The 11,827-nt window shown below is 41.9% G+C and carries 14 protein-coding genes; 11 read left to right on the forward strand and 3 right to left on the reverse strand.

Features of this window, described 5'->3' with window-relative positions; genetic code table 11:
• Nucleotide 1 precedes the first annotated feature (1 nt).
• Complete coding sequence (coaD, locus tag MHH26_RS05005) at nt 2–484, forward strand: pantetheine-phosphate adenylyltransferase (RefSeq protein ID WP_034662590.1); 483 nt, start codon at nt 2–4, stop codon at nt 482–484.
• Nucleotides 485–497: 13 nt separating this feature from the next.
• Here the strand turns inward: coaD and ylbJ are convergent, their stop codons facing one another.
• The gene (ylbJ, locus tag MHH26_RS05010; RefSeq protein WP_307499570.1) at nt 498–1,706 is read right to left on the reverse strand and encodes a sporulation integral membrane protein YlbJ; all 1,209 of its coding nucleotides are present in this window, start codon (nt 1,704–1,706) and stop codon (nt 498–500) included.
• 158 nt (nt 1,707–1,864) lie between these two features.
• Here ylbJ and MHH26_RS05015 point away from each other — a divergent pair, with 158 nt between their 5' ends.
• Nucleotides 1,865–2,644: a patatin-like phospholipase family protein gene (locus tag MHH26_RS05015; RefSeq protein ID WP_034662583.1), complete on the forward strand. Its 780-nt coding sequence runs from the start codon at nt 1,865–1,867 to the stop codon at nt 2,642–2,644.
• A 4-nt stretch (nt 2,645–2,648) separates the two neighbouring features.
• On the forward strand, nt 2,649–3,677 hold the full coding sequence (locus MHH26_RS05020) for a SepM family pheromone-processing serine protease (protein ID WP_034662581.1): 1,029 nt from the start codon (nt 2,649–2,651) through the stop codon (nt 3,675–3,677).
• 38 nt (nt 3,678–3,715) lie between these two features.
• On the opposite strand, the gene MHH26_RS05025 is transcribed toward MHH26_RS05020, so the two are convergent.
• On the reverse strand, nt 3,716–4,960 hold the full coding sequence (locus tag MHH26_RS05025) for a nucleotidyltransferase (RefSeq protein ID WP_307499572.1): 1,245 nt from the start codon (nt 4,958–4,960) through the stop codon (nt 3,716–3,718).
• 206 nt (nt 4,961–5,166) lie between these two features.
• Here MHH26_RS05025 and MHH26_RS05030 point away from each other — a divergent pair, with 206 nt between their 5' ends.
• The 3 genes from MHH26_RS05030 (at nt 5,167) to gerR (ending at nt 6,558) form a co-directional block, all read left to right on the forward strand.
• Nucleotides 5,167–5,685 carry a YceD family protein gene (locus tag MHH26_RS05030; RefSeq protein WP_034662575.1) on the forward strand — a complete coding sequence of 173 codons (519 nt, stop codon included), beginning with the start codon at nt 5,167–5,169 and terminating at the stop codon, nt 5,683–5,685.
• A gap of 21 nt (nt 5,686–5,706) precedes the next feature.
• The gene (gene rpmF, locus MHH26_RS05035; RefSeq protein WP_008354700.1) at nt 5,707–5,880 is read left to right on the forward strand and encodes a 50S ribosomal protein L32; all 174 of its coding nucleotides are present in this window, start codon (nt 5,707–5,709) and stop codon (nt 5,878–5,880) included.
• A 138-nt stretch (nt 5,881–6,018) separates the two neighbouring features.
• Entirely contained in the window at nt 6,019–6,558 is a 540-nt protein-coding gene (gene gerR / locus MHH26_RS05040; protein ID WP_060596186.1) for a sporulation-specific transcriptional regulator GerR, read from the forward strand.
• Between the two features lie 46 nt (nt 6,559–6,604).
• Here the strand turns inward: gerR and MHH26_RS05045 are convergent, their stop codons facing one another.
• The gene (locus MHH26_RS05045; protein ID WP_003211702.1) at nt 6,605–7,084 is read right to left on the reverse strand and encodes an N-acetyltransferase; all 480 of its coding nucleotides are present in this window, start codon (nt 7,082–7,084) and stop codon (nt 6,605–6,607) included.
• 210 nt (nt 7,085–7,294) lie between these two features.
• On the opposite strand from MHH26_RS05045, the gene MHH26_RS05050 reads away from it, so the two are divergent.
• The 5 genes from MHH26_RS05050 (at nt 7,295) to ftsL (ending at nt 11,823) form a co-directional block, all read left to right on the forward strand.
• Nucleotides 7,295–8,194: a 2-dehydropantoate 2-reductase gene (locus MHH26_RS05050; protein ID WP_307499573.1), complete on the forward strand. Its 900-nt coding sequence runs from the start codon at nt 7,295–7,297 to the stop codon at nt 8,192–8,194.
• Nucleotides 8,195–8,259: 65 nt separating this feature from the next.
• Nucleotides 8,260–9,879 carry a bacillithiol biosynthesis cysteine-adding enzyme BshC gene (gene bshC, locus MHH26_RS05055; protein ID WP_307499575.1) on the forward strand — a complete coding sequence of 540 codons (1,620 nt, stop codon included), beginning with the start codon at nt 8,260–8,262 and terminating at the stop codon, nt 9,877–9,879.
• 128 nt (nt 9,880–10,007) lie between these two features.
• Nucleotides 10,008–10,439 carry a division/cell wall cluster transcriptional repressor MraZ gene (mraZ, locus tag MHH26_RS05060; RefSeq protein ID WP_003211163.1) on the forward strand — a complete coding sequence of 144 codons (432 nt, stop codon included), beginning with the start codon at nt 10,008–10,010 and terminating at the stop codon, nt 10,437–10,439.
• A gap of 66 nt (nt 10,440–10,505) precedes the next feature.
• Complete coding sequence (rsmH, locus tag MHH26_RS05065) at nt 10,506–11,438, forward strand: 16S rRNA (cytosine(1402)-N(4))-methyltransferase RsmH (protein WP_034662564.1); 933 nt, start codon at nt 10,506–10,508, stop codon at nt 11,436–11,438.
• Nucleotides 11,439–11,475: 37 nt separating this feature from the next.
• Complete coding sequence (ftsL, locus tag MHH26_RS05070) at nt 11,476–11,823, forward strand: cell division protein FtsL (protein WP_012009864.1); 348 nt, start codon at nt 11,476–11,478, stop codon at nt 11,821–11,823.
• The last annotated feature ends 4 nt before the right edge of the window (nt 11,824–11,827 follow it).

The following is an 11,827-nucleotide window of genomic DNA, read 5'->3' on the forward strand; positions in this document are numbered from 1 at the left end:
CATGGGAAACATAGCCGTTTGTCCGGGCAGCTTTGATCCAGTCACATTGGGCCATTTGGATATCATCAAAAGAGGTGCAAAGATCTTTGATGAAGTGTATGTATGTGTACTAAATAACTCATCCAAACAACCGTTATTTACCGTTGAAGAACGGTGTGAGCTCATTCGCCAGGCGACGAAGGATCTGCCAAATATCAAAGTTGAATCCTTTCACGGTCTGCTTATTGATTATGCGAAACAAAAAGAAGCCAAAGTCATTTTACGCGGATTAAGAGCTGTGACGGACTTTGAATATGAAATGCAAGGCACATCAATGAATAAAGTGTTAAACGATGAAATTGAAACGTTTTTCATGATGACCAACAATCAATATTCCTTCTTAAGCTCCAGCATTGTCAAAGAAGTAGCGAAATATCATGGATCAGTCAAAGATCTTGTCCCAAAAGAGGTAGAAGCAGCGCTGAAAGAAAAATTTAAAGGATGAGTGCACCGTGCACTCATCCTTTTTTTAATTTCTGATAGTATAGCGCGATATACAAGATCAAGCTGCATAGCGTGATCAATGGGCCAGCTGTCACAAGCTGATTCCAAAGCACACTGCTGTACATGACGACCTGCTGGCTTGCTTCAAAGGCACCTGCTGGGAGAGCCATGTCAGAACGAGAGACATAAAGAGGCTTGAACAATAAAAAGGCAAAAACAGCTGCATAAATTCCGTGAAGCAAACGAGCGAAGAAAAACGGTTTAAAGCGTATATCTGTTGCCGCCAGAATGCCGGCGACCTGAGCTTGAACAGAAAACCCGCTGAATCCTAATATAAAGCTGACGACAATCGTTTTAGCAAGAAGGGTGACTTCCTGTGACCCTGTCAGCTGACTTCCTAATGTGATTTCAAATAAACCGGCAATCATCGCAAGATCTAATTCTGGCGGAAGATGCATCGTTTGCAGCATATATCCGATCCCTATGGATAAGAGGTCCGTCACATGAACAACTGACAGCATTTTACTAAATACAGAAAATAAGATAATAAAGCCGCCAATCATAAAGAGAGTTTGGACTGATGACATCACCGCATCACTTAAAATTTGGCCGAGCGGTCTTTTCTCTGCGAGTCTTGCTGTATGAAGAGCGCTGAATGCCTCTTGAAACGGTGGGAATAAAAATCGCTTACGGCTTCTCAGATGTGCATCATGCCGCGCTTTATATCCCCGCATCGTCACACCAACAGCGAGATTCCCTAAATAATGTGCGCATGCCAAAACAATCCCTAAAGCCGGGTGATGAAAAAAACCAACAGCCACCGCACCGAAAATAAACAATGGATTCGATGAATTTGTAAAAGAAACGAGGCGCTCTGCTTCGATTTGTGTCAGTTGTCCTTCCTGCCTGAGTCTTGTGGTTAATTTTGCACCAGAAGGGAAGCCTGATGCCATTCCCATTGCTAGGACAAATCCCCCTACACCAGGCACTCGAAAGATGGGGCGCATAAATGGCTCTAATAATACCCCGACAAATCTGACAATCCCGAAACTAATTAATAGCTCGGACAAAATAAAAAAAGGAAGCAATGATGGAAATACAACCTCCCACCACATTGCAAGTCCATTTTTAGACGCTTGCAAAGAGGCTTGTGGATGTGTAATCACAGTGGCTGTTAAAAAGATAAAAAAAGCAGCGATGAACAGAGTGTTCCATTTTTTCATGGAGATTTCGCCCCTTGCTGTTATGATCTATTGGCGAGCTCGTGATCAAAAAAGAAAGACACTAGCCGAGCCTGTCTTCTATTACTATACGAGCAGAAGGGGCATGTTTAGACCAATAGATTCGTATATATGCATAGAAAAGAGGAGGGTGGATTTTCATGAGGCGACCAGTCATTGGACTTGCGTTAGGCTCCGGGGGTGCGAGGGGAATGGCGCATATCGGAGTTTTATCTAGTCTTGAGAAACAAGGAATTCAGGTAGATATGATCGCTGGCAGCAGTATTGGCGCACTTGTTGGGAGCTTTTATGCGGCAGGACAAGACGTAGAAAAAATGAAAAAACTTGCACTTGTCTTCAGAAGAAAGTATTATGCTGACTATACACTGCCAAAAATCGGTCTTTTAAAAGGGAATCGAATGTTGCAGCTGATTCACACGTTTACATATGGGAAGAAATTTGAAGAATTAAGAATGCCCCTTGCGGTGGTTGCCTGTGACCTCGAGACAGGGGAGAAGGTCGTGTTTAAAAAAGGGTCTGTTTCACAAGCAGTCAGAGCAAGCATCAGCATTCCGGGCGTGTTTGTTCCTCATGAAATGGGCGGCAGACAGCTAGTCGATGGAGCGGTTGTTGACCGCATTCCTGTGTCTGTTTTAAAAGAAATGGGCGCGGACCTCATTATCGCCTCTGATGTATCAAGGGTGAAAAAAACAGAAAAGGCGACGAGATTATCGGATGTGATTATGCAAAGTTTGGACATCCTTCAAAATGAATTGGTCCGTCATCAAACCATTCACGCTGATGTCATGATCCGGCCGAGGCTTGAAACATTTAGCTCGAGTGCATTTACACAGGTGCAGGAGATGATTGAAGCAGGTGAGCTCGCCGCAGATCAACTAACAGGTAAACTGAAAGATGTCATTGATAAATGGGAGTGTTAATCGAATGAAAAAATTGAATATTCGCTGGCTCAGCTTTTTTGTCGTTATCCTTGTATTATTTGGCTTAACCTTTGTCAAACTGCCATATTACGTGACAAAGCCGGGTGATGCAACCGAGATTGCTCCCCACATTCAAGTAGACGGCGGATATGGCGAGAAGGGCAGCTTCTCACTTATGACGATAAAAGTAGGTCCAGCCAATCCGTATACGTATTTGCTTGCGAAAATGAATAAATATGACGAGATCGTCCCGGAAGAAAATATTAAAGCGGACGGGGAGTCGGATGAAGATTATATGAAAAGGCAGCTTCAGCTGATGAAAAGCTCTCAAGAAAATGCCATGATTGCAGCGTATACAAAAGCAGGCAAAAAAGTAGATTATACGTTTAACGGGGTATATGCAAGCTACGTGATGAAAGGAATGCCTGCTTACGGCAAAATTGAAGTGGGCGACCGAATCAAAAGCGTTGATGGCAAGACCTATGATTCTGCTGATAAAATGGTTTCGTATATCAGCAGCAAAAAAGCAGGTACATCTGTCCGTTTTGTCCTTGAACGAAATGGCAAAGACATCACGGAGAAAGTGACGTTAAAACCATTTAAAGAAGAGCCGAATCGAGTTGGAATTGGTGTATCATTATTTACAGACCGAAATGTGAAAGTCTCGCCTTCCATTAAGGTGGATATTGAAAATATCGGCGGCCCATCAGCAGGTCTCATGATGTCACTTGAAATTTATAACCAGCTGACAAAAGAAGACGAAACACATGGCTATGCGATTGCGGGAACGGGGACGATTGACGCCGATGGAACGGTCGGTCCAATTGGCGGAATCGATCAAAAGGTCGTGGCGGCAGATAAAGCCGGAAAAGATATATTCTTTGCACCAAACGATAAAGGTGATTCAAATTCAGACTACCGAAATGCTGTCAAAACAGCGAAAGATATTAAAAGTGATATGAAAATTGTGCCTGTAGATACGATGCAAGATGCCCTGAACTATTTAAACAAATTAAAAGAGAAAGCATCTTAATCAAAGAAGAGCAGCCTTCATCAAGGCTGCTCTTCTTGTTAAGACTGGAAGAGACCAGTCTCTTCATCATATCGGATCGGTGAGGTTTTAAACTCCGCTTCCGTTAAGTCCGTTTGCATTGGCTCACTAACGGGCAGACTGAAGACGCGGGACGCGCGAATATCAAGATCAAGTGCGGGATGTGAAAAGGCAGACAGCTTGCTTATGAGCGGCACGTCCAATTCTTTTTTCACAAGAGATAAGTATTGCTGCCCTTTCTTTGACATACCAAGTAAACGAATGTAAGGCGCTTCTCTCTCTTTCAGCAGCTCATGCATGGCACTTTTTTTCACCCTCATTAAGAGATGTGTATTCATCCGCTGCAGCCTTGTCCACGTATATCGTTTTGTTTTCACAAGAGATAGATATTCCTCGTAGGAGGACGCATGTGAAATCGCCTTTTGCATGCGGTGTTCGATGCCTTCTTCGATTTCATAGATGCCTTCTAGTTCTGCTGTATCCATTGTGTGAAAGACTTGTTTTAAGAAGCTAAAGTAGGCTTCTTGCGTATGTAAAAGACCATAAGAAGAATGATAGTCATGTAATTGCTTGAGCGTAGCTTCTGGGAGATATGGGGCGACTGTTTCAAATGTGCCGTGATCTTTTAAGGCTTTTCGTATACTTGTTGCGCTTGCGATTTTCTGATTTTTAGGAAGTTCTTCATCATGATAACCAGATGAAATCCTTTGAGAGGTAAAGGGCTGCATGTGAGGGGATCTCTCCAAGATGGCTTTGACATAATGGAAACCTAAAATGTTATTTGGCTTGGACAGATCCAGTAAGTGCTTAGGATCAATCACCTCTTGAAACGCAGCTGCTGCAGCTGCTGGATAACTAAGGCCTTCTTTCACCTTTTCTTTTGTGAAAAGGTCAATTTCTCCTTTTTTCTCATGCCAAGCATGAGCCGTTCGCTCAAATGCTTTAATGTCACCATCCTCGCTGCCGAAAAAAAGGGAGCGGCATTTTAAAGCATCTAGAATCGCCACAGCACCGTTTGCAAAGGTTTCTGCCTTTTGCACTGCGTATATGTATGGAAGCTCACACACAATATCTACACCGTTTTGCAGCGCCATTTTTGTCCGCGCCCATTTTGAGACGATGGCAGGCTCACCGCGCTGGAGGAAGGAACCGCTCATGACGGCAATGGCAACATCTGAGGAGGTATGTGTTTTCGCCTGACGAACATGATAGGCATGTCCATAATGAAATGGATTATACTCGACAACGACTCCTGTTGCTTTCAATAGATGTTCCGCCTTTCTTGCTATGGTTAAATGGTCTATGCTACAGTAGCATAAGGGAAAAATGAAGCCCATTTTTTTCAGTGTAGGCATTCCGCGAACTGATGTCAAACAACCCTCTGACATCACAAAGGACTGTAAAGAAAAAATATTGACAAATAACATGATGAAAGCTATAATCATGTTTGTTGCTCTTAGAGGTGATACAATTGAAATGGACAGTTTATCAGTTACATCAAAAAGCTAAAAACAGCTTCGATTTTCATGAGACGGTTGACTTAAATGAACTTACTAGCCTTCATTCAGATATACGTCGCATTTCACCGGTAGAGGTGAAAGGGACTGGAGTGATCGAATCAAAGCAAGTCGCATTTGATTTAACCATCACAGGTGAAATGACATTGCCTTGTTCAAGAACGCTTGTTGATGTAAATTATCCATTTGCGATTTCAACGAAAGAACTATTTGTACTTCATAAGACAGACGATATAGAAGATGAAGACGTTTCTATTGTAGAAGACGACATCATCGACTTAACGCCTATAGTCAAGGAAGAAATTCTTCTTGAAGTGCCGATGCAAATCTTTTGCGACCAAACGGATGTAAAAGGTGCTGCACCACAAGAAGGGAATGACTGGGCGGTCATTTCGGAAGATGCACATCAAAACCGAATTGATCCGCGTCTGGAAGGCTTGAAGAAGCTCTTAGAAGAAAATAATGAATCTTAACTCTTTAAGGAGGTGGGAATAATGGCTGTACCTTTTAGAAGAACTTCTAAAATGAAAAAAAGATTGCGTCGTACGCATTTCAAACTACAAGTACCTGGTATGGTAGCTTGCCCAGAATGCGGTGAAATGAAAATTTCTCATCGTGTCTGCAAATCTTGCGGAACATACAAAGGCAAAGACGTAAAAAGCAACTAATGCTTGATAAAAAAACGTGAGGGAATCTTCCCTTGCGTTTTTTTATTTGTCTATTTTTTAGGTTTCTCTCCTGCAAATAGTCTATCTACTCTAGTAGGCGCATATGATGTGGTATTCAGATTCAGGGGGGATGATCAATTGACGATTACAAGGCAGGACGCATGGACACAAGATGAAGATTTACTTTTAGCAGAAGTCGTCTTAAGGCACATTCGAGATGGAGGAACGCAGCTTTCCGCATTTGAGGAAGTCGGGAAAGCATTGTCAAGAACAGCTGCAGCATGTGGTTTCAGGTGGAACTCATACGTTAGAAAACAATATCAGGCAGGCATAGAGCTGGCGAAAAAACAGCGGAAAGAACTGCGTAAAAAAATAGGTATTCATTCCTCTGGTTTACCACAGCATGCGTTAACCATAGAAGAGAAGACATCTTCAATTCAGGCTGAATTGACCCTTCGAGAAGTGATTCAGTTTTTAGAGCAGCTTGAAAAAGAACCTGATGGACCTGCTCATTTACGCGAGGAACTGGCAGATGCACAGCATCAATTGAAGTCACTTACAGAAGAAAATGAACACTTGAAGCGGCAATTAAAAATGACAGAAGAAGATTACCGGGCACTCATTGGTATTGTTGAAAGAGTCAAACAGAATATCAGCTTAAAAGAATATGCTAAATAAAGAGACGCCCCTCACAGAGAAAGGAGGGGCGTTTTGTGATCAGTCTTTAAGCAGATTCACCTGTATTTTTTTGAATATGAGCGGGCTCCCAGATGAGTGGATTTTCACCCTTATCACGCTCCATATCATATTTTACTGCTTCAAAGCCCATTTTATCCCAAAAACCGGCTGATTTGACGCGCGGATTGGTCCGAATTGGCAATCCGAACGATTTGGCGAATTCAACAAGTGCTTCGCCGTACCCTTTGCGCTGATACCCAGGAAGCACTTCCAGCTTCCACAGCTCTAAATAATCATGATTGTGGTTAAAATACGTTGTCGTTGAGCCGTCCACTTGATAAAGGCTCATACGTGCCACTAGCTTATCTCCAAAATAAATCCCGTAAAATGGAGAGTTGCTGTCATTTTCAATCATATTGCTTTCAAGGTCTTCAAGCATGGATAGCTCTTGTATGCCGTATTCCTTAAATTGTTTAAATTCCTCTAAAGTTTTGTAATTAATTAGAAGTCGTTTTACTTGTGCCATATGATCTTCCCCCTTACACACATAATGTCGACAGTGATGTCATTGAAGGCGTTTTCATCCCATCCGCCTCGAAAAGTTTTTACACTTATTATTATAGTTTTTAAATTAAAAAAATTCAATCATAGCGCGCCATTTGCTTTTTGCATCACGACATGAACCTGTTACAATAATTGATATAATGAAGTAAACAGAAAAAGGGAAGTGCGGCAGTTGAACATTGGAATCATTGGCGGCGGTGCGATTGGTCTGCTTTGTGCTAGTTATTTATCACAGCATCATGACATCACGGTCTTTACAAGAAGAAAAGAGCAGGCAGAAGAGATTCGAGCATCAGGCATTCAGCGAACAGTAAAAGGAGAAACATGTCAGGCGGCTGTTCATGCGCAGACAGGAATAACAGGAGTATTTGATTTACTTATCGTGACGGTGAAATATCATCATTTGCAAGATGTGCTCGATGAATTATCGTTATTACCTCGTCAGCGTATCTTATTTTTACAGAACGGAATGGCTCACTTATTAGATTTGGAGAATTGGAAAACGGCACATTCATTATATATAGGTGTGGTAGAGCACGGGGCTATGAAGATGTCAGATCATGCAGTGAACCATACAGGTATCGGTGTCATCAAGTGGGGAGCATTTCAGCATGAAGAAGTATCTGATGTAAAAAATGCATTGAATGAGACATCATCTCATTTTCAGATGATCTATACGGATGAATGGCAAAAGGTGCTGAAGGAAAAACTGCTTGTCAATGTCTGTATTAATCCGCTGACGGCTTTGCTGCATGTGAGAAACGGGGAATTGATCGCAAACCCCTCATATGAATACATGATGAAATGTGCATTTGATGAAGCGGTATCCATCTTGGGATTGTCTGAAAAAGAGCGGCTCTGGCCTTATGTTATCTCTATTTGTGAGAAAACGGCTGCTAATCAGTCGTCTATGCTTCAAGATATTGTGAAAGGCCGCCAAACCGAAAGAAAAGCCATCATTGGCTATCTTTTAAAAAAGGCTCAAGCTCAAGGTGTTGCGGCGCCACATCTCACTTTCTTTGATCGAAGCTTGGAAGTATTGGAAAAAAAGCAAACAAAATCTTTTGAGTGAGATCATTTACATGCTATACTTTTTTCGGGAAACTAACTATTTATTGAAGAAAGGAAGTTCTAAACATGCAATTGACTGAACTTTCCATCCGAAGTCAGAATTTATTCATACGTGATTATATAGAAGAAAAAAAAGAGATGACGACTTTTTTTGATTATGATATACATTCTGAGCACACATGGAAAAAGAGATACGACGATCTCATGGAAATGAGCTTCCCGCGCGAGGCTTTAGCGGATTATATGAGCGCATACCATGCAAAGTTTGAATCGGCAGCGATGCGTCAGAACATTGAAAAGATCCGTGATGAACGGAGTGTCATGGTGGTTGGAGGACAGCAGGCTGGTCTATTAACAGGACCGCTTTATACCATACATAAAATCATATCCATCATTCAGTTTGCAAAAGAAAAAGAAACAGAGCTTGGGGTCCCTGTGATTCCGGTCTTTTGGGTAGCCGGTGAGGATCATGACGTAGATGAAATTAATTTTGTATACACATCTGGCGAAAAAGGACCAGTGAAACAAAAGCTGCCATTACATAACGTCAAAAAAGCGGCTGCGAAAAGAATCCCGCTTGATCAAGAAAAAACCGAGAAATGGCTCCGTGATGTGTTTTCAACGTATGAAGAATCTGAGTACACCAATGACTTGCTCGATCAGCTTCTTCGATGTTTACGCAAATCACAAACCTTTACTGATTTCTTTGAATGGATTGTAAGTGACCTCTTTGAAGAAGATGGGCTGCTTTTATTTAATTCAGGCGACTTAGGTGTCAAACCGCTTGAGCGTGCGTTATTCAAGCACATTGTCGAGACAAATGATGCAGTCACTGCTCGCTTAAAAGACACGCAGGCCGCCATGAAACGAGCAGGATATCAGCCGATCATTGAAGCTGGTGACAATCAGGCAAACCTATTTTACGAATATGATGAGGAACGTTTCCTAATTGAGAAAGAGAACGGCCGGTTTTCTATATCAGAAGTGGGGCTTACATGGACAAAGGAAGAGCTTCTGCAGGAAGTCGAGGAGCACCCAGAACGATTTAGCAACAATGTGGTGACGCGTCCCTTGATGCAGGAAACCCTTCTCCCAACACTTGCTTTTATGGCAGGACACGGTGAGGTTAACTATTGGGGAGAACTGAAAGGAATCTTTGAGCATTTTAAATTGAAGATGGCGCCTGTTCTTCCAAGACTGCATGTGACCATTCTTGAAAGGCACATCAACAAGAAACTGCCGGTTAGAGAACTGTCGGTAGAAGAAGTGCTGACAAGCGGAGTGAATGAAAAGAAAGAAGCGCACTTTCAGCAAAGTCTTCCGGACAGCTTTGTTCAAGCAGTTCAACAGGCTAAACGTGAATTAGCGAATGCTCATGGTGTGATGAGACAAGAAGCACTGGAGATTGAACCAAACTTCGAGCAGCTGCTAGATAAAAATGCCAAATTTATCGAAGACCAGCTTCAATTTGTTTATCAAAAGGTGGCGCAGCGTGTGGAAGAGAAGGAAGGATATATCCTTCGAGACTTTGAACGGATTGAAAATAGTTTAAAACCACTGGACGCCCCGCAAGAAAGAATTTGGAATATCATGTATTTTTTAAACAAATATGGACCAGAATTCTTCAAAACGTTCAAAAATCTGCCATTTTCATTTCAAAACAAGCAACAAATTGTCAAACTTTGAAATAAAGTTTTAATGAACCCTGACTAGTTCAGGGTTTTTTTTTATGTAGAAACAGTGTAGAATAAGTTTTGTGGAGAGAAGTGGTGGATAGTGGAGAGTAAGGGTGAGAAAGTGGGGCTCTGATTATCATGTTCATGGGTGAATACCAGCATACGATTGATACAAAAGGGCGCATGATCATCCCTGCTAAATTTAGAGACGGTCTCGGAGAACAGTTTGTGCTGACGAGAGGGCTTGATCAATGTTTATTTGGCTACCCTATGAGTGAGTGGAAACTAATCGAAGAGAAACTCAAAGCACTACCGCTAACGAAAAAAGATGCACGTGCGTTTACCCGGTTCTTCTTCTCTGGCGCAGTCGAATGCGATCTGGACAAGCAGGGGCGTATAAACATCGCATCAAACCTACTCCAATATGCAAAACTCGAAAAAGAATGTGTGGTCATCGGCGTTTCAAATCGAATTGAGTTGTGGAGTAAGTCGATCTGGGAACAATATACAGAAGAGCAAGAAGATTCTTTTGCTGAAATTGCTGAAAACATGATTGGATTTGATATATAATAATCCCTTGTGCAGCAAGCTTTCTACACATTCATTTCTATTTGAAAAAGGTGGGACCATAACATCATGTTTCAACATGAGACAGTATTATTAAAAGAAACAGTTGACGGTTTAAACGTAAAAGAAGACGGTACATATGTGGACTGCACGCTAGGCGGAGCAGGTCATAGCTCATATTTACTATCTCAATTATCAGAAAAAGGAACATTGATTGGATTTGACCAAGACGATGCTGCACTGGATCATGCACGAGAGAAGCTCGCGGATGCTAAAGCGAACATTCTTTTCATAAAAAGCAACTTCCGATATTTAAAAGAACGTCTGAATGAACAAGGTATTACAAGCGTAGACGGTGTGATTTTTGACCTTGGGGTTTCATCTCCTCAGCTCGACACACCAGAGAGAGGCTTTAGTTATCACCATGATGCACCTCTTGACATGCGAATGGATCAATCAGCCGCATTGTCGGCAAAAAAAGTGGTGAATGAATGGCCATTTGAAGATCTAGTTCGGATTTTCTACAAATATGGGGAAGAAAAATTCAGCAAGCAAATCGCACGCAAAATTGAAGAAGCAAGAAAAAAAGCGCCAATTGAAACAACGGGTGAGCTTGTCGACATTATCAAAGAAGGAATTCCGGCACCTGCAAGACGAACTGGCGGACATCCAGCGAAAAGAGTGTTTCAAGCGATCCGAATTGCCGTAAATGATGAATTGAAAGTATTTGAAGAAGCACTAGAACAAGCAATAGAGTTACTCAATCCGAAGGGGAGAATTTCTGTCATTACATTCCATTCACTTGAAGACCGGATTTGTAAAAGTACATTTAGAGAAATGTCTTCTCTTCCAGAACTTCCGCACGGACTACCAGTGATTCCAGAAGGACTTGAACCAAAGCTGAAGCTGATCACGAGAAAACCGATCGTTGCATCAGAACAAGAGCTGGAACATAACAACCGTGCCCGTTCAGCGAAGCTCCGAATTGCAGAAAAAAAGTAAAACGACACCATAGATGATGATAAAAAGGAGGTTTCTTATGAGTAATTTGGCTTATCAAAGAGAAGTGAAGCAACATCAAACAGAGCAGCAAGGCCAATCGGTTGTCATTAAAAGAAGAGGTTCTATCACACTTGGTGAAAAAATCTTACTTGTCATGTTTGTCATGGCTCTTATGTGCAGCTCCATTCTCATCATTTCTAAAGCCTTTGCTGTCTATCACGCCAATATTGAAGTGCAGAAATTAGAACAGCAAGTATCTTTAGAATCGAAGAAGATCACTGAGCTTCAAAAGGAAAAAGACTTGCTGAGTGAACCAGAAAGAATCATCGAAGCCGCGAAAAAAGCAGGCTTAAGCATATCGAAAGATGTTAAGAAGGTCGATTAACATG

Origin of the sequence: Bacillus sp. FSL K6-2839, assembly GCF_038003365.1 — a bacterium.
Classification (GTDB): domain Bacteria; phylum Bacillota; class Bacilli; order Bacillales; family Bacillaceae; genus Bacillus.